Raw genomic sequence first — 23,873 nt, 5'->3', positions numbered from 1 at the left:
CTCCCGATCGCCACCCGCCTTATTTCGTGCCATCGATCCAGGCGGCGATCCGCTCGACGACCCGCACGTCGACATGCCCGGGACGATCATACTCGGCCGGTCCCGACACGCCGGACCCGGCGATGAACAGGTGGTTGAGGTCGGGAAAGGCCTCGAACGAGGCGTTGGCCCGGCCCTTCAGGGCATCGCGCAGGCGGTCGAAATCGACCATCGTCACCTGGTAGTCCCGCGTGCCCTGGAGGGCAAGGACGGGGACCCCGGGCAGTTCGGCCAGCTCGCGCTCGGGACGGACCGTTCCCAGCTCTTTCCAATAGGCGAACGGGGCGCCCAGGATCTTGCCGTCGGCCTTCTCCGGATCGGCGCGGAAGGCGGCGACATCGGCCTCGGTAGCGCGGACCAGATCCTTGACCGCGTCCGACGGCTTCGCCTCGGGGCGCGACAGGTAGCGGAACTGGTCGAGGACCACCTCATCGATCGGCCGGACATTGCCCGCCATCCAGATGATCCCGGCCAGGTGGCCGTCGCGGCGGGCGATCCTCGGGGCCATCACCGCCCCCAGGCTATGCCCCAGGACGAAGATGCGGCGGGGGTCGACCCGTTCGAGCGTGCGGGCCCTGGCGACGGCCGCCAGGGCATCGTCGACGACCTCCTCGTCGAGCGTCGGCGTGAGCTTCGCCATCCGCTCGCCGTGGACCTTGGTCCGCTTGTCATAGCGGAGCGTAGCGATCCCCCGCGAGGCCAGGCCCAGGGCAAGGTCGCGGAACGGGGCGTTGGCCCCGACCGTCTCGTCGCGATCGTTGGGCCCGGACCCGTGGACGAACACCACCAGGGGGAACGGCCCGGCCCCTTCGGGCATGGCCAGGGTGGCCCCCAGAGGCCAGCCCTCGGCCCCCACAATCAGGGCGGACTCGGCATAGGTCCCCGGCTTCACATAAGGGGCGAGCCCGGTGACCTTGGGGGCCCGGAAGTACAGTCCATCGATCTTCCCTTCCGGGTTGATCGAGACCTGGGCATCCAGGGCCTTGCGGGCGAAGCCGCATCGGACCAGGACCACGGCGTGCTGGCCCCTGGCCTCGACGCGGGGCGGGCCCAGGGATCCGAGATCGCCTGCGCCGAGCCGCACGGCGTCCCAGGTCTGCGCCAGCTTCGAGGCGGGCAGGACGTCCGCCATCTTCGCGTCGAAGGCCTCGACCGCCTCGGCGAACCGGGCGTCGCGGCACCGTTCCAGGAAGCGGGTCGCCACCGCGCCGGGGTCGGCCGCCGATGCCGCCAGGCAAGCGACCAGGATCGTCAAGCCGGGCAACATCGGCGTCTCCTCGCGATGATGGATCAAGGATCGATTAGATGACGATCGCCGACTTCCCCTCGGCGGCCTTCTCGACGAACCGCTGCATTCGGGCCGCGAGATCCTCGGGCTCGGGCAGCGAGCCTTCCAGGATCATGGCGCCCGACCAGAGCTGGAGGGCGCAGTCCTTGATGAAGGCGTCGTTGTCCGGGTTGGCGGCGAGCAGCGCCAGGCGGCCGATCAGCGGGGAGTCGGGATTCACTTCCAGGCTCCGGCTGACCGGCGGGGCCTCCTTGCCGCTCATCGCCAGCAGGCGGTGCATCTGGGTGCTCAGGGCCCCCTCGGCGTTGACCAGGCAGCATGGGCTCTCGGTCAGCCGTTTCGAGGCGCGGACTTCCTGGACCCGCGTCCCCAGGGCCTCGCGGAACAGGTCGAGCACCCGGCCGAACCCGCCGGGGTGGGACTCGGGCTTGTCCTCGGCCTTGGGCTCCTCGCCGGGGAGGTCGAGGTCGGCGGAGTCGATCGAGGTCAGGGTCTTGCCGCCGAACTCGCCGAGGGCCGACATCACGAACTCGTCGACCGGCTCGGTCAGGAACAGGACTTCCACCCCCTTGCGGCGGAAGATCTCCAGGTTCGGGCTCCGCCGCACCGAGGCGAGGTCCGGCCCGCCCAGGTAGTAGATGTGGGTCTGATCCGGGATCATCCGGCCGGCGTACTCGTCGAGCGAGGTCGTCGGCTCGTCCCCCTCGGACCGGGTCGAGGCGAACCGGAGGAGCTTGGCCAGCTTCTCGCGGTTGGGTTGGTCGCGTGCCACGCCTTCCTTGATGAAGATGCCGAAGGTCTCGTAGAACCGGGCATAGTCCTCGGGCTTGTCGGCCGCCATCCGGGTCAGGAGGTCCAGGACCCCCTTCACCAGCGACGTGCGGATCCGCCGGACCACCGCGTTGTCCTGCAAGGTCTCGCGGGAGACGTTGAGGGGCAGGTCCTCGCTATCGACCAGCCCGTGGAGGAACCGGAGGTACTCCGGCACCAGCTCGCGGCAATCCGCCTGGACCAGCACCCGGCGGGCGCACAGGCTGAGGCCGTGGTCCAGGACGCCGAAGCCCAGCTTCTCCGGGTTGGTGGGCGGGCAGTAGAGCACGGCGTGGAACTGGATCGGCGAGTCGGCCGAGAGGTGGAGATGCCAGAGCGGCTTCTCCTCCGGGTGGTGGGTCAGGTGCTGGTAGAACTGCTCGTACTGCTCCTCGGTCACCTGCGACTTGGGCTCGACCCAGATCGGCTTCTGGCTGTTGGCGATGACGCCGTCGACCTTGATCGGGTACGGGACGAAGCTGGAGTAGCGGCGGATGACCTCGTTGAGCTTCCAGGCGTTGGCGTAGTCCTTGGCGTCGTCCTTGAGGTGGAGGACGATCTCGGTCCCGCGTGGGAGGTCGGCGACGTCGCCCACGGTGAACGAGCCCGAGCCGTCGGACCGCCACTCGTGGCCGGCCTCCTCCTTGACACTCCGCGAACGGACCACGACGCGGTCGGCGATCATGAACGCCGCGTAGAAGCCGACGCCGAACTGGCCGATCAGCGAAAGGTCGGGCTTGCCCGACGGGGAGGACGCTGCCCCATCCCTGGCGGCGCGGAGGAACTCGCGCGAGCCGCTGTGGGCGATCGTCCCGAGGTTGGTCACCAGCTCGTCGCGGGTCATCCCCACGCCGTTGTCGCGGATCGTCAGGGTCTTGTCGTCGGCCTTGCCTTCGAGCGTGATTTCCAGGGGGGCATCGTCGCGGCGGGACTCGTCGGTGAGCCCGAGATACCTCTGCTTATCCAACGCGTCCGAGGCGTTGGAGATCAGCTCGCGGATCGCCACGTCCCGGCTCTGGTAGAGCGAATGCGACAGCAGGTGGAGGAGCTGCTTGATCTCGGCCTGGAAGGCGTATTCGTGCGTCTCGGCGGGGGCGGCGGACTCGCTCACGGTCAAAACTCCCTGCTCGACTGTCGGTGTCTCTCGCAGACCATTTTATCCGGCCCCCCGTCGCCGGAAAACCATGCTCGACGGTCTCGGGCACGGCTTCCCGCGAGGCCCGCCTCAGAACGCCTTGCGGCTATCCAGCAGCAGGGTCACCGGGCCGTCGTTGACCAGCTCGACCTGCATGTCGGCCCGGAAGACCCCGGTGGCGACGGCGATGCCCGCCGAGCGGATCCGGTCGCAGAAGACGAGGTAGAGCCGTTCGGCCTCGGCCGGCTCGGCGGCGGCGATGAAGCTGGGGCGACGCCCGGCGCGGCAATCGCCCAACAGGGTGAACTGGCTGACCACCAGGGCCGAGCCTCCGACGTCGGCCAGAGCCAGGTTCATCTTGCCGTCGGCGTCCTCGAAGGCGCGGAGGCCGGCCGCCTTGTCGGCGAGCTTGAGGGCGTCGTCGTCGCCGTCCTCCCGGGCCACGCCCAGGAGGATCAGCCAGCCGATGCCGATCGAGCCGACGACGCGGCCCTCGACCGTGACCGAGGCCCGCGTGACGCGCTGCAGGACCGCTCTCATCCGGCACACCCCCCTGCCCTTGTCACAGCGAGGAGAGCGAGGCCGCGTGTCCGTTGGCCGAGGCCGATTCCTCGTCGAACCGGGGCGGGGTCCAGGTCGGCAGGTCGCACAGGCCGCCGAAGTAGAGGTGGTGCCAGAGCTGGGTGGCCACCACATTGGTGAGGGCGATGTCGAGCACGAACCGGCGGGCCGTGATCCGGGGCAAGGCCACCTGCTTCATCCGCTCGCTCTTGACGATCTCGGCGTCGAAGTAGCCGGTCGCCCGGAGCGATTCGGGGCTCAGCAGCTGGTCGACCCACTTGGGGCGGTTCCGGCCGAAGAAGGTCGGGGCGAACTTGGACCGGAACATCGTCTTGGGGCGTTTGGCGATGGCCGGAGGGAGGATCCGGGCGGCCACCTGGCGGAGGATCCACTTCTCGGTCCGGCCCCGGAGCTTGTATTCGGGGGCGATCTCCGAGCAGAACCGGATCACGTCGTCGTCCAGGAACGGGTAGCGGGTCTCGACCGACGAGTGCATCGAGATCCGGTCCCCCTTGGAGATCATCAGGAGGCCGGCGAGCATCACCTTGTAGCCGACGTAGAGCGACTGGTTCATCGGCGCCCACCGCTTGATGCGGTCGGTGGTGATGCCCAGGTCGTCGTACGGGTTGTGGTCGCCCAGCCGCTCCCACATCTCGGGCGTGTAGAGGATCGACCGGGCCTGGCCGATCAGCTCGTACATGTCCTGCTGGGCGGTGCGGACGCCATTGATCGCCCGCATCGGGGGGCGATGCTTCGACCCGCCGCCGACGGCCGCCAGGAGGAACGAGCGGGCCACCCTGGGCAGGGCGTGGCCGATCCGGCTCGACACGGCCTCGCGGGTGGCCTGGGTCTTGAACCAGACGTAGCCGGCCAGCGCCTCGTCGGCCCCTTCCCCGGTCAACGCCACCTTGTACCCCTGCCCGTGGACCGCCTGCGCCAGCTTCATCAGGGCGGCGCACGAGGTGTCCATCACCGGGCCTTCGGCGGCCATCACCAGCTCCGGGTAGGAGTCGGCGATCTTCCGGCTGTCCATCGTGACCATGGTCAGCGGCGACCCGAGCATCTGGGCCGACTCGGCCGACTGGCTCCGCTCGTCGGGGCCGGCGTTATCGAGGCCGATCGTGAACGACGGGATCGCCTTGCCCCTTTGCTTGGAGCTCAGGCCGAGCACCACCGTCGAGTCCAGTCCGCCGCTGATGTAGCTGACCACCGGCACGTCGCCCCGGAGCCTGCGCTCGACCGACTGCCGGAGCAGCGCCTCGAACTCGTCGACCAGCGGGGTGGGGTCGGCGAGCCTGCGCTCCTGGCCGGCGTCGGGGAAGTCAAGGTCCCAGTACTGATGGGCCGAGACCCGGCCATCCTTGACCTTGAGGTAATGGCCGGGGCGGAGCGACTTGATCCCCTCGAAGAACGTCCGCTCGGTCCCTGCGCAGAAGAACGAGAACAGGTGGTCCACGCCCTTCGGATCGGGCCGGGCCGGCACCATCCCGGAGGCGAGCAGGGCTTTGATCTCCGAGCCCCAGAGGAGCCAGCCGTCGCGCTCGATGTAGTAGAGCGGGCAGATCCCGGCGCGGTCCCGGCCGAGGATCAGGGTCCGGTTGTCGCGATCCCAGAGCGAGACGGCGAACTGGCCCCGGGCATGGTCGAACATCCCCTCGGCGTGGTCCTCGTAGAGGTGGACCCACGCCTCGGTGTCGCAACGGGTGGACAGGGTGTGGCCCTTGGCCAGCAACTCCTGCCGGAGTTCGGGGTACTCGAACAGCTCGCCGTTGAAGGCGACCCAGATCGACCCGTCCTCATTGGGGATCGGCTGGCGGCCGCCGGCGAGGTCGATGATCGAGAGCCGGCGGGCGCCCAGGATCACCCCCGGCTCGGCGTGGAACTGCTCGTCGTCGGGCCCGCGGTGCGCGATGGCGGCGGTCATCGAGAGGAGGCGAGGGATCGGAAACTCGCGCTCACCCGTGAGGTCGAAGGCCCCGGCGATTCCGCACATAATTCGTTCCCTATCCCCAGGGGTGGCGAGCGACGGCCGGTCGTCTCCTCAGGGGATGGTGACGGGGCCTTCGGTCGATGTTCGGGTTGGCGCGGGCAGGCCCGAGGGCCCGGCTCAGGCCGGTTCCAGCGGGGTCGGCTCCGGCGCGGACACCCCTATCATGACACGCCGACGGCTGGCCCGCCAATAAACCCACGAACCGAGCACGCCGATCAAACCGGTTCCGACCCGGAAAAGGATGCCTCGCGAGCCGAGGGGGACATAGAACGCCATGTGCGGGGTCCTCGTGCGGGGTGGATGGTCAGGGGGGCGATCAGGACGTCCTCGGCGGTCCCGGCCAGGGCGGAGATCCCGTGGAGGCCGTCGCAAAGGCTGCTCATGCCGGCGAAGCGGTCGGCGATCCGCCCGCCCAGGATCGGGATGCAGGTCTGGGTGTCGCCGACCTGGTTGCTGAACAGGACCGGCACGTCCAGCTCGGCCGCGACCTTGGCCGGGATCGAGGCCGACAGCGGCCCGAGCTGGCCGAACAGCCAGTGCTTCCGCCCAGACAAACGGCAGGCGAAGTCGGGCCAGGCCGCCGCCACGATGGCCAGGTCGACCTTGCCGCGATAATCCGCCCAGGTCCGGCGATAGATCATGTCGGCGCAGATGGCGAAGCCGATCCGGCCCCACGGGCTGGCCACGATCACCGGCTCGCGGCCGGGGCGGAACCGGAAGCGTTCCCAGAAGACCAGGTGCCGCTTCCGGTAGACGTCGAGCTGGCCGTCGGGCTGGCAGAAGCCGAGCGAGTCGTAGAGGTGATGGCCGTCGCTCTCGACGAAGCCGAAGGCGATGCCCATGCCCCACTCCCGGCTCCGGGCGGCCAGGTGGCGGAGCGTCGGGCCGTCGCGGCCCTCGGCGGTCGGGGCGTAGTCGGGCACCAGGCCGTAGCCTGTGTTGAACATCTCGGGCAGGACCGCCAGCTCGGCGCCGAGGTCGCGGGCCCGTCGGAGGTGGGCATCGGCACGGTCGAGGTTGCTCGCGACCCGCCCCGGTTCCGATGCCATCTGGATGGTCGCGGCGGCGATCTTCACGAGCGTGACCCCTGATGTTGGAGGACGGCGGGCCGGCGATTGCAGGCGGCAAGGTCGGCCCATCGGCACGCGGGGGACGTGACGTCGGCCCTCGCGGCCGGCAATTTAACCGGACCCGTCATCCTGACAACCCCAATCGGCCCGATCTCCGCGACCGGTGGTCAGAACCCGAAGAAGCCGAGGAACCCGCGACGCCGGGGCGTGGGCGGCGCCTGGGCCTCCGCCCGGAGCGCCTCGGATCGGGCCAGCACGTCGTTGGGGTCGGCCGTCTGGTTGGGCTGGAGCTTGTAGTTGAACTCCAGCTCGTCGCGGAAGGTGTACGGGATCAGGTTCTCGGTGAAGAACTCGGTCAGGAGGTTGTCCCAGTACGGGGCCTTGATCGGCTGGACGATGTCCAGCGTCTCGTAACCTTCCTTGACGATCCGCACGTTCCGGTCGCCGTAGTAGACGAAGCTCTTGGAGACCGGGGAGATCCCGATCGGCTCGCCGTTCATGACGACGAGGGCACCCGGCGGGTCGGTCCGGATGGTGTAGCGACGCTCCACGCACCCCGACAGGCCGCAGGTGGCGAACAGGGCGATCACGGCCAGCAAGCGTCCGCGATGACTCGGCATTTCCGGCTCCCCGCAGTTCGGCCAGGACGAGATGGCGCCGAGGGTCGAATCCGGGGTGCGCGGTCGGGGGTGGGTCGGCGTGACGGGACGGGCCGGGGAGGCCCCCGGGCGTCGATCGGGGCGGATTGTAGCGATCCGGCCGGATTGCCTCAACCCGACATCCCGGCCGGACCTCCCGGCCCGTCCGGTTCCGCCCGATCGCCGCCCGACTACTCGGCGGGGCCGGTTTGGCGTAAACTTCGCCGGGGAACGACGAACCTGCGGCCCGGGAACGAACCGACGATGAACGTGAAGACGAGCGGACAGAATTTGGTGGATGTCGAAGCCGAGGTCCTGGCCATCGGGGTCTTCGACGGCGATCCCGGCGCCCCCGCCGCGTTGGCGGGCACACCCCTGGGCGACACGTTCGCGCGGCTGGTCGAGGCCAAGGACCTGTCCGGATCCGTCGGCGAGGTCGCCCCCCTGCTCGGGCTCCCGGCCGGCGGGATCAAGGCGAAGGCCGTGGTCGCCCTCGGCCTGGGCAAGCGGGAGAAGTTCGACGCCGGGGTCGCCTTCGCGGCGGGGGTCGCGGCCGGCAAGAAGCTCGCGGGCAAGGCCCGGGGGCAGGTCGCCGTCGCCCTTCCCGACGCCGGTGACCGCCCCGCCGTCGCCTCGGCCCTGATCGAGGGGCTCACCGTGGGCACGCGCGGGCCCGGGCTCCGCAAGGCCGAGCCGAACCGCCACGAATTCGCCGGCCTCACGCTGGTCGATACCGAGGGGGCCTCGCCGGACGTCGAGGCCGCCGCGACGCGGGGCGCGATCGTCGGCGAGGCGGTCAACCTGGCCCGCGACCTGGCCAACACCCCGCCCGCCGAGAAGACCCCGACCGCCCTGGCGGCGCGGGCCCGCGAGGCCGCCGAAGCCGCCGGGCTGACCGTCACGGTCTGGGACGAGGCCCGGATCCGCAACGAGCGGTTCGGCGGCCTGCTGGGCGTCGCGGCCGGGTCCGAGGAGCCGCCCGCCTTCGTGATCCTGGAGCACAAGGGCGGCGGCGACGGGCCGACCCTGGCCCTGGTCGGCAAGGGCGTGACGTTCGACTCCGGCGGGCTGTCGCTCAAGCCCAGCGCCTCGATGGAGGACATGAAGGCCGACATGACCGGCGCCGCGGTGGTGCTGGCCACGATGGTGGCCGCCGCCCGGCTCGGGCTCAAGGCCAACCTCGTCGGCTACCTGGCCCTGACCGAGAACATGGTCAACGGCAAGGCGATGCGGCTGGGCGACGTGCTCACGATGCGGAACGGCAAGACGGTGGAGGTCATGAACACCGACGCCGAGGGCCGCCTCATCCTGGCCGATGCCCTGAGCTACGCCGCCGAACAGGAGCCGGACCGGATCCTCGACCTGGCGACCCTCACCGGCGCCTGCATGGTCGCCCTCGGGACCAAGGTCGCCGGCCTGTTCGGCAACGATCCCGGGTTCGCCGGGGACGTCCTGGCGGCGTCGAAGCGGACCGGCGAGCGGGCCTGGCAGCTCCCGCTGGACGACGACTTCCTGGAACAGCTCAAGAGCCCGGTCGCGGACCTGAAGAACGTGGGCACCCGGTGGGGCGGGTCGATCACCGCCGCCAAGTTCCTCGAACAGTTCGTGGCCGAACGCCCCTGGGTCCACCTCGACATCGCCGGCCCGAGCTGGGCGGATTCCGAGTCGGGCACGCGGGACGCGGGCGGGACGGGCTGCTTCGTCCGCACCCTCATCGCCCTGATCCAGGGCGAGGCCGGGACGGCCTGATCGGACGCGATCGAGCTGACTTCGGGGCGACGTCATGGTCATGGGGGCCAACGTCGCCCCGAACTGGCTCCGAACCGATGCATCAACGAGGCAGCAAACCTGGGAGCGGACGGCGAACGCCGCCGAATGAGCATTCGGCTAGATCGGGCATCGATGCAGCACGTATAAGCGAGAAGGTGGGGGGAGGCGATCAACCTGCCTGCAGGAGGCGGGTTTCGAACAAGCATTCGATGCGACGGCTGTTGATGTCGAGCATCTCCAGGATGCTCATGATCTCGTTCATGTCCAGGTTTTCATCGATCGCCCAGTTCAGGATATCGAGGTTTTCCTGGCCGCCCTTGAGCCGCCAGACGATCTCGCGGATCAGCTCGGAATTGTGGTAGGAGCGCTGGAGCAGGCCGAAGTCGTCGTGATCGAGCTCGATCCAGAACGTCCTGCCCTCCAGGTGTTCGAGCCACTTCTCGCGGAGGAAGCCATTCCAGTGCTGGCGGACCCAGCTCCGGATGGCGCGCTCGCCGAGGTCGTGGCCCGCCTTCTCGCTCTCGATCCATTTGTGCCGCTCTGCTTCGATGGCCCCGCGATCATGGACGCTCATGCGAATCATGGGGCGGACCATATCGAGTTGGGGAGAACTACATGGAGCCATCTCGTCCTCCAGGTCGGGAGAGGGATGAATCAAGTAATTCGACGAGGCGACAAGACCCAGGCCAGGGGGCGTTTCACTCAATCGCTATCGAAATCCATCGCGATTAGCAGAGTAGCAAAAACGAGGCGCAAGGAAGGTCGATCTCTCAAAACGTGGCAGATTCTCGCGGGCAATCGTAATCGAACGGGCCGATCGCGGGCAAGCCGAGTTCGCTCGTCGATGCGATTGTACGACACGGTTGGGGGAGGGATGTCTCGCTCATCGACGTTTCTCCGCCCGGGGAATCAAGGATTTTGCCGCGATCCGAACCAGGCCAGGGTTTTGCCCACCATCGCCGCCACGCCCGGCGTGTCCGAGGCGATCGGGCCGAGGGGCGCCTCGGCCACGGCCCGCCAGATCACGCGCCCGCCGAGGTCGGAGCAGAGGAGGTGGACTCCCTGGCGCACGATGCGTAACGCCTTGCCGCCTGGCCCGCTGAGGAAGGCGTCGGGCGGGCCATCGGCCCGGCCCTGGGCGATCACCCGGCCCGTGGCGTCGTAGGCCGCCGTCCGGCCGTCCGGGGCGACCACCACCGCCAGGGGCCCCACCGAATGGAGCTGCCAGCCTTCCCAGGGGACGGGCGACTGCCAGAGCACCTGGCCTTCGCGATCGTGGCCCCGGATGACCTGAGACCTACGCGAGAGGGTGATCCACGTGACTCCCGCCCCGGCCGGCGCGGCGAACAGCAGCGCCGGGTCGCCGACCGCCCCCTGCGACTCGCCGACCGCGACGCCGGCCGGGTCGTGGACCCGGAGCTTGCCGTCCTCGGTGGTCATCGCGGTGTAGCCTTCCTCGGTGATGGCCAGCTCCTCGACCGGCGACTTCAGCTCGGCCTTCCAGATCCAGCGGCCGGCGATCGTCGCCCGCCCGACCCGGTCGCGCTCCTGGACCAGTCCCAGCCCGTAGCTGTCGGGCAGGATCGCCAGGTGGGTCAGCTCGGCGAGGCTCATGTCGACCCGCCTCGCCGTGTTGTTGGCCAGGTCGCAGAGGATGATCCGGCGATCGGTGGCCGCGGCCATCCAGTTGGGCGCCACGCGGAGGATCCGCCCCACGCCGTCGATCTCGGGGGCCTGGCCCAGCTTCCGGCCGTCGGTGCCGAACAGTTCGAGCCGGTTGTGGTGGGTGATCACGCCGACCCGGGGCGGTTGATCTGCCACGGCCAGCACGGCGAATTCGGCCTGATCCTCGTTCTGGACGACCTCGACGGCCCAGTCCGGCGTCCGGACCTCGGCCGCCCCTTCCCTCATCCGCGCCGGGGCCGGCTCGGGCTCGGGGCGGGAAGTGACGACCCCCTTCACGCCGACCGGCGGGGCCGACGCGGCGGAACGGCCGGCCCCCTGGAGGTCGAGCCGGACCACCTCGCCGCTGGCCATCCCATAGATCACGTAGCGGCCCAGGGCGTCCATCTGCAGGGCCGACGCCGGACGGGGGAGCGTCGTCCTCCAGCGGACGTTGCCGGCCCCGCTCAGGATCGCCAGCTCCCCTTCCAGCGTGGCCACCGCGATCGACCGGCCGGCGAAGTCGGGCATGGCGTGGGAGGCCGACCCGCCCAGGTGGTAGGAGCCCTCGGCATGGCCGGCGAGGTTGTACTTCTGGACCCCGTGGGTGAAGCAGGCGATCAGGATCATCCCGCCGTCGCCCGAGGTCGACAGCTGGCCGACGCTGGTCATCAGCGCCTCATACCAGAACACGTTGCCGTCCAGCCCGCCGGAGCCGCCCCGGGGCGCCAGGGCGATCCCCATGATCGAGCCGAAGGCGCCGGTGCCGATCAGGAACGGGTGGGTCGGCACGAAGACGATGTTGGACAGCGGCTGGCGGGTCTCGAATCGCCCAGCCGCCTTGCCGCGGCGGTCGGTGATCTGGACCAGGTTCATCCGCGAGCCGACCGCGACATAGCGTCCGTGAGGGTCGACGGCCAGGGAGAGCGGGTCGGAGATCGCCGGGCGGTCGTGGAGCAGGTTGAAGTCCCCGTCCAGGAGCCAGAGCCGGGAGCCTTCCCCCAGGATCGCCACCAGGGTGCCGTCGTCGCTGATGGCGACCTGCGAGACCTTGCCCGGGGCCCGGGCCACCGACTGGAACTGGCCCCGGCCGTCGATCCGGTAGAGTTGGTCGGCCTCGTCCCAGGCCAGGACGCAACCCGCCTCGCGGGCCAGGCCCAACCCCTTGAGCGGGGCGTCGGTGACGATGGTCCAGGCCGGCGCGGGGTCGATCCGTCCGGATGGGCGAGCGGGAGGGGATGACATACCCTGATCCTACGACATTTGCCAAAGGCCGATCAAACAGGAAGGCCGGGGGACGGGATCGATCCCGCATCTCCCCGGCCCTCGGCTGCGATGATCGGCGGACGTTCAGCGGGCGGTGGTCAGCTGGCGGCGGGCCTGCATCAGGGCCATCTTGAGGACCTCGTCGGTGCCGGGATCGCCGAACTCGGGCGACGGCCCGTCGCCGGATTCCTCCGCGTCCGCGGCGGGCTTGGCCCGGACCGTGACCTTGACGTCGGGCGTGACCCCCTGCTCGCTGTAGGCCCGGTTCTGGGGGGAGTAGAACTTGGCCGTCGTGAGCTTCAGGCCGGCCGGCGCGGAGCGCAGCTCGAAGATGCTCTGGACCGAGCCCTTGCCGTAGCTCCGGTCGCCGATCACGATCGCCCGGCCGAGTTCCTGGAGGGCACCGGCGAGGATCTCGCTGGCGCTGGCGCTGTCGTGGTCGATCAGGACGGCCACGGGCATGGTGAACGGGACGTCGGGATGGGCCCGGTAGACCTGGGTCTGCCCCGGCGCCCGGCCCCGGGTCGAGACGATCACGCCCCGATCCACGAACCGGTCGGCGATCTCCACGGCGACATTCAGGAGCCCGCCGGGATTGCCGCGGAGGTCGAGGATCAGGTAACGCATCCCCTGCTTTTGCAGGTCGGAGACGGCCCGGTCCAGCTCCTCGCCCGAGGACTTCTGGAATCCGGCGAGCTGGATGTAGCCGACCCCGGAAAGCGGCTCTACGATCTTGGCCTGGGCCACACTCTCGACCTCGACGTGCCGGCGGACCAGCTTGAGGTCGTGGGTCGACTTGTCGCTCCGGAGCACGGAGATCTCGATCGGCGTCCCCTCGGTCCCCTGGAGCTGGCCGGCCGCCTCGTCGAGCCCGAGGCCGCGGACCGACTTGCCGCCGACCGCCACGATCCGGTCGCCGGCCTTCAGGCCCGCCTCCGAGGCGGGTCCGCCCCGGATCACGCCGACCAGTCGGAGGCCCTCATCGTCCAGCTTCAGCTCGACCCCGAGCCCGACGAAGTTGCCGTCGATCATGGCGAACATGTCGTCGAGCTTGTCGGGGGTCAGGTAGGTCGTGTAGTCGTCCAGGACGTCGCAGGTGGCGAACACGAATTCGAGGACCACCGGGGCCGGGTCCACGCCGATCGCCTGCCGGGCCAGGTCGCACACGGCCTGGAGTTCGGCGCGGGCCGCGTCGCGGCTATCCACGACGAGGTGATCGCGGCGGACCCGGAGCTGCTCGCGGAGCCAGGACAGGCGGGCCGGGGTGGCCTGCGGGGCGTTGATGGCCAGGAACGGGAAGGTCGGGTCGCGGAGGGCGACCTCCAGATTATCGAGCCCCCGGCGGATCAGGGGCGCCAGCGGGACGGGATCGACATAGTGGCTCTCGATCCGCTCGACCATCTCGTCGAACAGGTCGAACGACTTCTCGCGGGAGAGGCGGAGCAGGACGTTGCGGAAACTCTGATCCTGGTACCGCCTGGCGAGCCGATGATGGATCTCGCAGAGCCGCTTCCGCTGGCGGAAGTCTTGGCGGCTGGGCCATTGCTCGTTGGCGTCAATGTAGACCTGGAGGGCCGCCGACCAGTTCTTGCGGCGTTCGAGGTCGAGCCCCTTCTGGAGGGTCGCCTCGGGATCGCCCGCGACGGCACGCGGGGCCTCGCTCGGCGGGTTGGCCGGTTCGCCGGCCCGGGCGGTGGCGGCCCAGAGCCCGGCCAGCAGGGCCGGGACGAGCCACCCCGATCGGGAAAACGCCAGGGTTCTCATCGCGGACGATCTCCCCACGGAGGAGCCTCGCGCCGGGTCGCGGACGTCGATGGATCCGGATCCGGCCGGCCGGGCCGTCCCACCGACGCCGCGCGTCCGGATGGGGCTGGCCGGGGGCCGAGAAGCGGGTCCGATGTCGAAGGTCTCGATCCGATCGCGCCAGGCGCCAGGCTCCAGGGTTGCGGTGTGCTCAATGGTTGCTCGATCGATCCCGGTGGGCAGGACTTCGGCCAATCCGGGCGGCAAGGCCCGGATGACCGGGGTCGGTCCGGAGGGGGCTCGGTCGCGGCGGCCATCCCCTCCAGTCGAAATATATCACAGGGAGGCAAGGGTCACGCCCGGATTGTCCGGACGACAAAAAATGGTAATTCTTACCGAGTTGCGTCGGGGGATGGGGGAAGCTGGACCGCTCCTTTTGGGGCCTCCGAGTCCCCCGGACCGGCCTCCTCGATGCGATGGACCCGATCGGCACCCAAATCTTTCAATTCGGAAACCCGGCCCGACGGCCAGGTGATCCGGACCGAATCGGCCCGCTCCAACTCGCCCAACCCGAACGTCAGGACGGGCTCGACCGAGGAGAGATACCCCTTGGCCGCGAAGAGCTGGCGGCGGGCGACGGTCTCGCCGGACCGGACCTCGACCTTGGCCCCTGTGGCGTCGCGGTTGGACTTGCCGGTGCCGACCAGGGCAAGCCGGAGCCAGTGGTTCTTCGACCCGCCGTCGTTGCGGAACAGGTGGGCCGGTCCGCCATTCTCGGTCATCGCCACGTCGAGGTCGCCGTCGCCGTCGATGTCGGCATACGCGCTGCCCCGGCCGACGATCGGCTTGAACAGGTCCGGGCCGGCCTTGGTGGCATCCGCCAGGACGAACCGGCTCCGGCCCGCCTTGCCGGTGTTCCAGAAAAGCTGGGCCGCCTGGGCATAGGTCTCGCTGGCCTGGACCTTGGCGATGTCACTCTCCAGGTGGCCGTTGGTGGAAAGAAGGTCGAGCCGGCCGTCGAGGTCGTAGTCGAAGAAGAAGAGGCCGAACTTCAGCGGCGGCTGGGTGGGCGCCCCCAGGCCGTTCATCTTGGCGAGGTCCGAGAACAGGAGCCGCGACGGCTCCTCGGAGACGTACAGGGCGGTCATCTCGTTGGCGTAGTTGCCGATGGCCAGGCCGAGCGAGCCGTCGTTCTTGAAGTCGGCCCAGTCGATCCCCATCGCGGCGCGGGTCGAGCCGTACTCGTCCAGGGCGATGCCGGTGACGACGCCGATCTCCTCGAACTTGCCGCCGCCGAGGTTGTGGAACAGGAAGTTGGTCACCGTGTCGTTGGCCACGGCGAGGTCGACGAGCCCGTCGCCGTCGACGTCGTAGGGGGCCACGCCCAGCGACTTGGCGGTCGGCACCTTGCGGTCGGGCGAGAAGACCTGGATGCCCGCCTCGGCGCTCACGTCGGCGAAGGTCCCGCCGTCGTTGCGGAACAGGATGCAGTGGGCCCCCCCGTAGGCCGAGGGCGGGTCGTAGGCCGACCCGTTGCCGGTGCCGAGCAGTTGGGTCGAGACCGAGGCATCGGCCTGCTCCGACCACTCGACATAGCGGCAGACGAACAGGTCGAGGTCTCCGTCGTTCTCCATGTCGAAGAACGCGGCGCTGGTGGACCAGCCCTCCCCCGCCCCGGTCCTGGTCGCGGCGGTCACGTCCTCGAACCGGCCGTTCCCCTCGTTGCGGAACAGGACGTTGCCGCCCAATGCCGTCAGGTAGAGGTCCGGATCGCCGTCGTTGTCGTAGTCGCCCACGGCCACGCCCATGCCGAACAGGGTGCGATCGAGGCCGGCGGCCTTGGTCACGTCCTCGAAGTGCCCTTTCCCGTCGTTGCGGTAGAGGGCCTGGGTCGGGGGCGGCCCCTCGGTCTTGGCGTCGGCCCAGGGCATGGAGTTGACCAGGAACAGGTCGGGGTCGCCGTCGTTGTCGTAGTCGAGGAAGGCCACGCCCGAGCCCATCGTCTCGGGCAGGAGCTTCTTCCCGGCGGCAGCGTTGCTGTGGCGGAAGGTGATCCCGGCCTCGCCGGTGATCTCCACGAACCGGACGTCGGGCACGTCCTTGGGGTCGAACGGCTTGACCGCCGTGGGCCGGAGCGGCGCGGCGGCGACCGTCTCCGCGGGCGGCGGCTTGCAGCCCCCCGCGAGCGAGGCCAGGAGGGCGGCCGAGGCGATCAGGGCGGGCTTTCTCATTCTTCGGCCTCCCGGGCGACGGTCGAGGTCGCGGGGGTCGGGTCGATCCCCGGTGCGCCCGGACGGTGGAGCGGATGGATCACGATCGACTGGGCGTTCTGGTCGGCCGCCGGGTTGTCGCGGCGGGCGTTGGCCACGGCGCGGCCTTCGGCGGTCTCGTCGGGCTTGAACAGGGCATGGAGCGCCTTGTGGGTCGCCGCCAGCGCGAGGGCCTGTGCCGACCGGAGCGTGGGATCCTCCCCTTCGGCGAAGGATCGCCCCAGGGTCTCGACCACGTCGTGGAGCGGGTTGAGCCGCGAGGCAAACTCCTGGCGAGGTGCCGCCAGGAACGCCGGGACCATCCGGGCCAGATCCCGGGACGCCGCCATCCGCCGATCCCGGGGGATGGTGGGATCGGTCGCCGTGGCCAGCCATTCGCGGAGGATCTGTTCGGTCGGGGCGCCGGCCGGTGCGGGCTGGTCGGTCGCGGCCGTCGCGAGGTCGGCATACGCCAGCCCCAGGCCGTAATGGGCCGCCACGTTCTCCGAGTCGATGGCGATCGTCCGGCGATAGACCTCGGCCGCGCGGAGGAGCCACTTCGTCCGCTCGGGGCTCTTGAGGTCCTCCTGCCGGGCGCGGGCGTAGGTGACCGAGCCCAAGGCGTTGATCACCTCGTAATCCTTGCCGAAGTCGAAACCTTTCTCCGGAATCTTGTGGCCCAGGACCGCCTCGTAGCGTTCGATCGCCTCGTCGAGGAAGCCGTTCCGCTCGTCGATCTGGCCGGACAGCCAGGAAATGACCCAGGGGGCGGCCGGCTTGGGGTGATTGGCCGCCTTCTCCAGGGCGTCCCGGGCGTCGGCGTTCCGGCCTTCGCGGAGGTAGACGCGGGCGAGGTTCACCCAGCCGTCGGCGAAGCCCAGCTCGGCCACCTTGCGGAAGATCGGCTCGGCCTGGCGCAATTCCCCCTTCTGGCCGCCCTTGTCGGAGCCTTCCAGCAGGAGGCCGATGCCGTAGTCATTCCAGCGCTGCCAGGTCTCGGCGATCGGCGACGGCGGGTTGGTGACGGCCGGCCCCCCCTGCACCGGCAGGCGGACCTCGTCGCGGGCCATCAGGGTGATGGGCAGCTCGGGCCCCTTGCCCGGGCCGTAGATGTGGTCCATGTAGGTCCGGTCGAACTTGCGGTAGTTGATCCGGGCCTCAAGCGTCACGGGGCCGGCGACGTCGGCCGGCACGTCGAGCCCGAAGTGGACCACCTGCCCGGCACCGGGTGGGATCTGCTTGTTGTAGAGCGGGACGAAGATGTCCTGCGGGTTGCGGCGGTCGATCCGCTTGCCGTCGCGGTCCAGCATGTAGACGTTGATGAAGTGGGAATAGGGGTCGACCTGGCCATCCGGACCGATCCCTCCCGAACGCCCCACCACGCGGTCGCCGACCTTCGCCACCAGCTCGACCCAGATCTCGTTGGAGTCCACGGTCCCCTGGCTGAATGGGTGGCCGAGCCCGAGGGTGCGGACCACCGCCTCGACCAGATACGGCTTGCCCGGCGTCAGGGTCGGCACTTCCGGCCGCAGCGGGCCGAGCATCGCCCCGTCGATCGTCCCCCCTTCGCGGAGGGCGAACAGGTCGACGCGGACCTTCTTATCCTTGAGGTAGTCGGCGTGGATCTTGGCGATCTCCGGCTTGCCCCGGATCGTCGCCAGCCCGGTGTTGGCCCCCAGGAACAGGTGGTTGTGGATCTCGCGCCCGCCCTTGCTGTCGAAGTCCTTGGCCCCGAAGTCGGTCGAGGCGACCAGGTTCATGTGGCAGTCGACGCAATTCCCCTTGGCGGCCGGGGGATAGTAGAAGCTCCGCGCCCCTTGGCCCGACACGCCCGACAGCAGGAACGTGTCGTAATGGTTCTGGCCCCGGAGGAAGTCCTTGTAGTGATTCAGGGCGAACGGGAGGCCGACCTTGTGGCAGGTCGAGCAGAACTCGGCACCCTTGATGGCCGGCTTCAGGAACGTCCGCTTGTGCATCTCCGGCTTGGCCTTGACCAGCGTCTCGTTGATCCAGCGGAGGACCGGCTGGTCCGACCCGGCGAACGGATAATGCTGGGGCTCCTCGATCGTGTAGTCGGCGTTGCCCCGGGTGCTGTTGACGTGGGTGATCGAGTGGCACGAGGTGCAGGTGATCCCGGCCTGGCTGGTCGGGTTGTTCACGTCGTCGTACTTGGGGTCGTCGAACTGCCCGGAGAAGAACGGGACCGGATCATGGCAGCCGGCGCACCAGCGGGCGGCGCGGGTGTCGCCATCGCGCTCGATCGAGACCTTGCGGGTCTCGCGGACGCTGAACAGGTAGGCCGGATTGTTGAACGAGCTGAAGTGGTGCGCCGAGTGGAACCAGCTGTCGTAGGCGTCCTTGTGGCAGCGCATGCAATACTCGTCCATCATCAGCGTCTCGGCCGGGATGAAGTTGCCGGTCGCCGTCACCGCCTCCGACGGGAAGAAGTACTTGGCCCCGTCGCGCGGCCCCTTGGTGCCGAACCGTCGCGGCTCCTGGGTGTGGAGGATGCCCATGGCCACCACCACCACCCCGACCACCGCGCCGATCCGGCGGGCGTAGACCCAGCGGATCCTCGGCCCGGCCAGGCGATGCTTGATGTACAGGCCGATGGCCAGGAGAGGGGTCGCGACGTGGAGCCAGTAGCTGATCCGCCGCGCCGTCGGGTCGCGGACCTCGAACGGGCCGATCTGGCGGACCAGCACGAAGCCCGAGATCAGCACCACCACCGAGCAGGCCAGCAGGGCCACACCGAACCGGATGGCCGACTTGTTGGGCCGCTTCCACGACGTGACCCAGTGGGCCAGGCCGAAGACGATGAACGGCACCACGATGAGCACGCCGAGCGCCAGGTGGAGCCCGATCATGAGCATGTAGAAGTAGGTCTGCTGGGTCACGCCGGTCGCCCAGGTCAGCGCCGAGACGCTGGCCAGGTAGACGCCGTTGGCCCCCAGCAGGGCGAACCCGCCCAGGAGCACCCAGAGCCACGGGCGGAGCCCCGATCCCACGGCCGGGACGTACGCCCGCCCGCGGCGATCCTGCATCGGTCGGACGCTGGAAGACATCAAAAACCCTCATCCCCGGCCCGTCGCGGCGCGACCGGGCCGGCTTGCATCAAGGAAAATGGATCGGACACACCGGACGCTCGACGGCAAGGCACGGCGGCCTCAGGCCGCGGCCGTCGTGGCCCGGGGCGGGCGTTCCATTCGCGATGCAAACTCGGACGAGATCAGGGATTCCGATGCCAGTAGCGCGGCCAGATCCGTCGGCGATCGGTCGGGTCGATCCGGGAGCCGGGGTCCCGGCCCCGACCCCACGATCGGGCTGGTCCGGGGTGAGACCTCGGCGGGCTCGCCGGGGCATGGGGCATGGCGGAGGGAAATCGGCGTCGGCGCCGGGTCGACCGTCGACGGGGCCTCGGATGGGGCGTCGCCGGCCCAGGCGTAGTCCAGCTGCGGACGATCCGGCCCGTGGCATCCGGCCGCCGACGCCGGACGCGCCGGGGCGAGCAGGAGCAACAGGGCGGCCATCGACCAGAGGCCGATGCGGCTCAGGGCGTGCGAGCGGGCTGGCACGACGGACGATCTCCCGGACGGGCAAGCGACGAGATTTCGATTAGAAGGCCTCGACGCCGGCCTGTCAAGCGGACGCGACCGCCGGTCCCGGCGGGCGCGGCGCGGGGCGATCTCGCCTCAGCGGCCCGAGGCGAACCGGGCGACGTTGATGTTGTAGAACTCGGCTTCGAGTTGCTCCAGGAGCAAGGCGAAGTTCAGGATCGCGAGGTCGTTGGCCGGCGACGGCGTCGGGCTGAATCCGGGCGGGAACTGGCCGTTGTCGTTCAGGCTGGCGATGAACGGGGTCGCCGCCGCGATCACCTGTTCCTGGGTGGCCGGGGTGACGTAGGTCATGCCGTTGGGCGTGAGCGTCCGGTTCAGCAGGGTGTTGATGAACCCGGAGTGGTAGGCCTCGACATAGGCGATCGAGTTGGCAACCGCCAGGACGTTGGGGTTGGAGATCGCCGGGGCCGCCCCGAAGTAGGCCATCACGCCCAGGTTTTCGAGGGCTGCGGCCTGATTCGCGAACAGGGTCGGATTGGTGAAGCCCAGGTTCCGGAACGTCGGCATGGGCCGGGGCGTGCCGCCCAGCGAGACGATCGCCGTCTGGAGGATCGTGACGTGGTCGTTCTCGTCCTCGCGGATCTTCTGGAAGTTCCGCTCGGTCCAGCCGTTATAGAGCGAGGGGATGTTGTTCCGCGAGTTCGAGGCCCCCTCGGCGGAGGTGCCGGCCAGGGCCATCATCGCGGGCGCGGCGGCGGCCCCGAGGCCGAGGCCCAGGAAGGATCGGCGATTGACGTCCTGCGTCAGCCTCGCGAAAAGCTCGTCTTGAGTCGACTGGTCGGCGGCGGGAGATGACATCGGATGACCCTTCGAGGAATGATGTTCTTGGTGGATGATCGAGCCGGATGATGTCGAATCGATGGGCGCGGTCCGCCCGCTCAGGCCCCGTTGAAGAGGCGGGGGATATTGATGTTGTAGAACTCCACCTCGAGGTACTCCTGGAGCAGGGCGAAGTTGAGGATCGCGATGTCATTCTCCGGGGATTTGGTCGTCGCGAAGGTCGGCGGGAACAGGCCGCCGTCGTTCAGGCTGGCAATGAAAGGGGCCTGGATCGCCGCGACCTGCGGGGGCGTCGCCGGCACGGCGTAGGTGGTCCGGGTGGGGATGAGCGGGTCATTCAGGAGGGTGTTGAGCCAGCCCGACTGGTAGGCCTCGACCAGCCCCAGCGACCCCGCCACGGCGGCGACGTTCGGGTTGAGGATGAAGGGGGCGCCGCCGACGTAGGCCGAGGTCCCGGTATTCTCGAAGATCGAGGACATCCGGGTGAACTCGATCAGCGACCCCGCCGCCAGGTTCTGGAAGGTCGGCTTCGGGCGCGGGGTGCCGCCCAGGGATCGGATCGCCGTGATCACGATGTCGAGGTGGGAGTTCTCGTTGGTGCGGATCTGGAGGAAATTCCGCCGGATCCAGTCCGGGTAGAGCGAGGGGAGCCCGCCCTCGTCGATCCCCGATCCTCCCCCGGCCCCGCCCCCCGACCCGCCCCGGGGGCGGGATCTGTTCCGGCCCGCGACCGAGGCATTGGTGCCGGAGTTGGTCTCGACGTTGGGATTGGCGCGGGAGGCGCCCCCGTCGGCATCGCGGCGGATCTTGCCGGCGGCGCGGGCCGTCGACGCGGCGGATAGCAGGGCACCGGCCGGCGCGGCGGCGGCCGCGAAGGCGAGCCCCCGGCCCACCAGGGTGCGCCGGGAGGCCGAGGACGGTCGTCCTCCGGTCGGCTCGCTGGCTTCGCGGTCGGCGGTGGGATCGAGGACGCTCGGGTCGGGGTTCGTCATGGATGCCTCGGATTCCGGTTGGGGCCGGTGGGTCACCGGCGGCGGGCCCGCGATGGCGCGTCGCCCGGATTGGTGAGAAGGGCGGAAGCTGGGCCGATTTTGCCGATTGGGCGGGATGATCGGGCCGGAGCAACCCAGGCAACTCTGATGCCGTATTCATGGGTGAGCGTGAGAATTTCAATCGATCTGGATGATTCGACGCGTCGGCTTGACCGGCGGGAGATGCCCGGGACGATTGGGCAAGGGGACGCTTTTCGGCTAAGATGGGTCATGGCCCCCGCCCGGGCCCGCGCGGCCCGATCGACGCCGCGCAACCGCGAGCTTATTGACACATCATCAATGATCGTTCCGGGAGGTCTCCTTTGTTCGCCGGCCCCATCATCGCCCGAGAGGTCCTCACCGCCCCCCGGCCGGTCCGGTTCTACGTGGCCCGCGCCTCCTACGTCGGGCTCCTGTTCATCCTGATGTGGACGGCCTGGCAATCGCTGGTCGGGCTCCGCGACGTGACGGAAGTCGGGGAGATCGCCTACTTCGGGCGGGTCCTGTTCCGGATGTTCGTGCTGTTCCAGCTCACGCTGATGCTGTTCTTCGCCCCGCTGTCGGCGGCCACGGCCGTCGCGCACGAGAAGGACCGGCGGACGTTCATCCTCCTGCTCATGACCGACCTCCGGGATGTCGAGATCATCCTCGGCAAGCTGGCGGCGAGCCTGCTCCAGATCCTGACCCTGCTGCTGACCTCGGCGCCGGTGTTCTTCCTCTGCCTGCTGCTGGGCGGCGTCTCGCCCGGCCAGGTGGTGGAGGTGATCGGCGTGACGGCCGCCGCCGGGTTCGTGGGGGGGGCGCTGGGGCTGCTGGTGGCCCTGGGCCGCGACCGGACCTTCCAGTCGCTGGCCCTCACGGTGCTGGCGATCGTCCTGTCGCTGGCGGCCGTGGAGACGGCCGGCTTCGCCTTCCCCGACCTGACCCTCTTCGGCGTGCCGATCGCCCAGGCGCTCGACCCGTTCCGGACGGTCCTGACGATCATCGACCCCACCGCGAGGGACCGGCCCGGGGTCGGCTCGCCGGGTCTGGTCTTCGTGTCCGCCGCGTCGATCTTCGCCGTGATCCTGCTGACCGTGGGCGTGTTCATGCTCCGGGTCTGGAACCCGGGCCGCAACGAGCCCCGCGAGCAGCGCGAGGGGGAGCAGGCCGAGGCCGGGGGCGAGACCCTGGTGGAGGTGGCCGAGATCGAGCCGGCCCCGGCCCCCGAGGTCGTGGCGCACGGCCACGGCGTCTCGACCGGGCTCCACGTCCCGCGCCGGACCCACCGCCGGATCACCCGGGGCCCGGGCCAGTATCGCCGGCCGTGGTCGAACCCGGTCCTCTGGCGCGAGCTGAAGACCCGGGCCTACGGCACCAAGCCGCTGGTCATCAAGGGGGCGTATCTGCTGGCGTTCGCCCTCGGCGTCGCCTACGTCTACTCCTCGCCCGACGCCGCGACCATGAACTCGCGGCAGACCTGGACGCTGCTGCTGCTGGGCATCCTCAGCCTGATCCTGATCAATGCCCAGGGGGTGACCGCCCTGACCTCCGAGCGCGACACCGGGGCGCTGGACCTCCTGCTGGTGACCGAGCTGACCCCCAAGCAGTTCGTCTACGGGAAGCTGTACGGGGTGCTCTACAACACCAAGGAGATGATCCTCCTGCCGTTGCTGCTGATCCTCTGGTTCACGATCCGGGGGACGATGAATGCCGAGTCGGCGTTCTATGCGATCACCGACGGGCTGCTGCTGGCCCACTTCTCGGCGATGCTCGGGCTCCACTCGGCGATCACCTACACCAACAGCCGGACGGCGGTGGCCAACAGCCTGGGGACGATCTTCTTCCTGATGGTCGGCATCGGCATCTGCGCCTGGCTGATCATCCTCAGCGACCGCCAGTTCGCCCGGCAGCTGCTCAGCTTCCTGATCTTCATCGGGGCGGGGAGCGTGGCCCTGTTCGCCTCGCTGGGGGCCAAGAACCCGTCGCGGGCCATCGCCCTGGTGGCGCTGCTGGTGCCGTTCTGGTCGTTCTACTGCGTGATCTCGCTGCTCAAGGGGGAGATCCTGGCCGCGTTCCTGTTCAGCGTCGGCATGTACGGGTTCGCCCTGCTGGCGATGCTGGTCCCGGCGGTCAGCGACTTCGACATCGCGCTCGGGCGGACGTCGGCCATCCAGGGCTGACCCGGGGCGCGGGGCGGCCGGGGCCGAGCCTTTTCGGCCATCGAGTCGATCGCAATCGGGCG

Annotated in this window: 16 protein-coding genes; 2 read left to right on the top strand and 14 right to left on the bottom strand. The window is 69.5% G+C overall.

The genetic code is table 11. The annotated features are described in order from the left end of the window. Positions 1–19 precede the first annotated feature (19 nt). The 6 genes from TA3x_RS14015 to TA3x_RS13990 form a co-directional block, all read right to left on the bottom strand. Positions 20–1,306: an alpha/beta fold hydrolase gene (locus TA3x_RS14015; protein WP_435022226.1), complete on the bottom strand. Its 1,287-nt coding sequence runs from the start codon at positions 1,304–1,306 to the stop codon at positions 20–22. A 34-nt stretch (positions 1,307–1,340) separates the two neighbouring features. Continuing rightward, positions 1,341–3,248, bottom strand: a complete 1,908-nt coding sequence (htpG, locus tag TA3x_RS14010; protein ID WP_435022224.1) for a molecular chaperone HtpG — start codon at positions 3,246–3,248, stop codon at positions 1,341–1,343. Positions 3,249–3,362: 114 nt separating this feature from the next. Further along, positions 3,363–3,812, bottom strand: a complete 450-nt coding sequence (gene dtd / locus TA3x_RS14005) for a D-aminoacyl-tRNA deacylase (RefSeq protein WP_435022222.1) — start codon at positions 3,810–3,812, stop codon at positions 3,363–3,365. A gap of 22 nt (positions 3,813–3,834) precedes the next feature. Beyond that, positions 3,835–5,826 carry an asparagine synthase (glutamine-hydrolyzing) gene (asnB, locus tag TA3x_RS14000; RefSeq protein ID WP_435022220.1) on the bottom strand — a complete coding sequence of 664 codons (1,992 nt, stop codon included), beginning with the start codon at positions 5,824–5,826 and terminating at the stop codon, positions 3,835–3,837. A 212-nt stretch (positions 5,827–6,038) separates the two neighbouring features. Continuing rightward, positions 6,039–6,899: a carbon-nitrogen hydrolase family protein gene (locus tag TA3x_RS13995; RefSeq protein WP_435022218.1), complete on the bottom strand. Its 861-nt coding sequence runs from the start codon at positions 6,897–6,899 to the stop codon at positions 6,039–6,041. A 161-nt stretch (positions 6,900–7,060) separates the two neighbouring features. Beyond that, entirely contained in the window at positions 7,061–7,513 is a 453-nt protein-coding gene (locus TA3x_RS13990; RefSeq protein WP_435022216.1) for a PEGA domain-containing protein, read from the bottom strand. A gap of 282 nt (positions 7,514–7,795) precedes the next feature. Here TA3x_RS13990 and TA3x_RS13985 point away from each other — a divergent pair, with 282 nt between their 5' ends. Further along, positions 7,796–9,280, top strand: coding sequence for a leucyl aminopeptidase (locus TA3x_RS13985; protein ID WP_435022215.1), 1,485 nt, complete (start codon positions 7,796–7,798; stop codon positions 9,278–9,280). 190 nt (positions 9,281–9,470) lie between these two features. On the opposite strand, the gene TA3x_RS13980 is transcribed toward TA3x_RS13985, so the two are convergent. The 8 genes from TA3x_RS13980 to TA3x_RS13945 form a co-directional block, all read right to left on the bottom strand. Further along, on the bottom strand, positions 9,471–9,875 hold the full coding sequence (locus TA3x_RS13980) for a hypothetical protein (protein WP_435022213.1): 405 nt from the start codon (positions 9,873–9,875) through the stop codon (positions 9,471–9,473). 335 nt (positions 9,876–10,210) lie between these two features. Further along, positions 10,211–12,208: a hypothetical protein gene (locus TA3x_RS13975; protein ID WP_435022211.1), complete on the bottom strand. Its 1,998-nt coding sequence runs from the start codon at positions 12,206–12,208 to the stop codon at positions 10,211–10,213. A 105-nt stretch (positions 12,209–12,313) separates the two neighbouring features. Then, complete coding sequence (locus TA3x_RS13970) at positions 12,314–13,993, bottom strand: S41 family peptidase (RefSeq protein ID WP_435022209.1); 1,680 nt, start codon at positions 13,991–13,993, stop codon at positions 12,314–12,316. Positions 13,994–14,364: 371 nt separating this feature from the next. Further along, on the bottom strand, positions 14,365–16,203 hold the full coding sequence (locus tag TA3x_RS13965; RefSeq protein ID WP_435022207.1) for a CRTAC1 family protein: 1,839 nt from the start codon (positions 16,201–16,203) through the stop codon (positions 14,365–14,367). Further along, a complete protein-coding gene (locus TA3x_RS13960) occupies positions 16,200–19,286 on the bottom strand; it encodes a multiheme c-type cytochrome (RefSeq protein WP_435022205.1) in 3,087 nt (1,028 codons plus the stop codon). The genes TA3x_RS13965 and TA3x_RS13960 overlap by 4 nt, the downstream gene beginning before the upstream one ends. A gap of 102 nt (positions 19,287–19,388) precedes the next feature. Then, the gene (locus TA3x_RS13955) at positions 19,389–19,796 is read right to left on the bottom strand and encodes a hypothetical protein (RefSeq protein ID WP_435022204.1); all 408 of its coding nucleotides are present in this window, start codon (positions 19,794–19,796) and stop codon (positions 19,389–19,391) included. A gap of 117 nt (positions 19,797–19,913) precedes the next feature. Next, on the bottom strand, positions 19,914–20,636 hold the full coding sequence (locus TA3x_RS13950) for a ferritin-like domain-containing protein (RefSeq protein ID WP_435022202.1): 723 nt from the start codon (positions 20,634–20,636) through the stop codon (positions 19,914–19,916). Between the two features lie 80 nt (positions 20,637–20,716). Beyond that, positions 20,717–21,610 carry a ferritin-like domain-containing protein gene (locus TA3x_RS13945; RefSeq protein WP_435022200.1) on the bottom strand — a complete coding sequence of 298 codons (894 nt, stop codon included), beginning with the start codon at positions 21,608–21,610 and terminating at the stop codon, positions 20,717–20,719. Between the two features lie 362 nt (positions 21,611–21,972). Here TA3x_RS13945 and TA3x_RS13940 point away from each other — a divergent pair, with 362 nt between their 5' ends. Then, complete coding sequence (locus TA3x_RS13940; RefSeq protein ID WP_435022198.1) at positions 21,973–23,811, top strand: ABC transporter permease subunit; 1,839 nt, start codon at positions 21,973–21,975, stop codon at positions 23,809–23,811. Positions 23,812–23,873 lie beyond the last annotated feature (62 nt).

The organism is Tundrisphaera macrotermitis, from assembly GCF_051175315.1.
In the GTDB taxonomy this organism is placed as follows: domain Bacteria; phylum Planctomycetota; class Planctomycetia; order Isosphaerales; family Isosphaeraceae; genus Tundrisphaera.
The sequence above is the reverse complement of the archived record's forward strand: the minus strand, read 5'-3'. Positions and strand labels throughout refer to the sequence as shown.

What these genes read in the sequence shown, in the direction of transcription:
- TA3x_RS14015 (WP_435022226.1), bottom strand. Translation starts at nt 1,306, where the DNA reads ATGTTGCCCGGCTTGACGATCCTGGTCGCTTGCCTGGCGGCATCGGCG.
- dtd (WP_435022222.1), bottom strand. Translation starts at nt 3,812, where the DNA reads ATGAGAGCGGTCCTGCAGCGCGTCACGCGGGCCTCGGTCACGGTCGAG.
- asnB (WP_435022220.1), bottom strand. Translation starts at nt 5,826, where the DNA reads ATGTGCGGAATCGCCGGGGCCTTCGACCTCACGGGTGAGCGCGAGTTT.
- TA3x_RS13990 (WP_435022216.1), bottom strand. Translation starts at nt 7,513, where the DNA reads ATGCCGAGTCATCGCGGACGCTTGCTGGCCGTGATCGCCCTGTTCGCC.
- TA3x_RS13985 (WP_435022215.1), top strand. Translation starts at nt 7,796, where the DNA reads ATGAACGTGAAGACGAGCGGACAGAATTTGGTGGATGTCGAAGCCGAG.
- TA3x_RS13980 (WP_435022213.1), bottom strand. Translation starts at nt 9,875, where the DNA reads ATGAGCGTCCATGATCGCGGGGCCATCGAAGCAGAGCGGCACAAATGG.
- TA3x_RS13975 (WP_435022211.1), bottom strand. Translation starts at nt 12,208, where the DNA reads ATGTCATCCCCTCCCGCTCGCCCATCCGGACGGATCGACCCCGCGCCG.
- TA3x_RS13970 (WP_435022209.1), bottom strand. Translation starts at nt 13,993, where the DNA reads ATGAGAACCCTGGCGTTTTCCCGATCGGGGTGGCTCGTCCCGGCCCTG.
- TA3x_RS13965 (WP_435022207.1), bottom strand. Translation starts at nt 16,203, where the DNA reads ATGAGAAAGCCCGCCCTGATCGCCTCGGCCGCCCTCCTGGCCTCGCTC.
- TA3x_RS13960 (WP_435022205.1), bottom strand. Translation starts at nt 19,286, where the DNA reads ATGTCTTCCAGCGTCCGACCGATGCAGGATCGCCGCGGGCGGGCGTAC.
- TA3x_RS13950 (WP_435022202.1), bottom strand. Translation starts at nt 20,636, where the DNA reads ATGTCATCTCCCGCCGCCGACCAGTCGACTCAAGACGAGCTTTTCGCG.
- TA3x_RS13945 (WP_435022200.1), bottom strand. Translation starts at nt 21,610, where the DNA reads ATGACGAACCCCGACCCGAGCGTCCTCGATCCCACCGCCGACCGCGAA.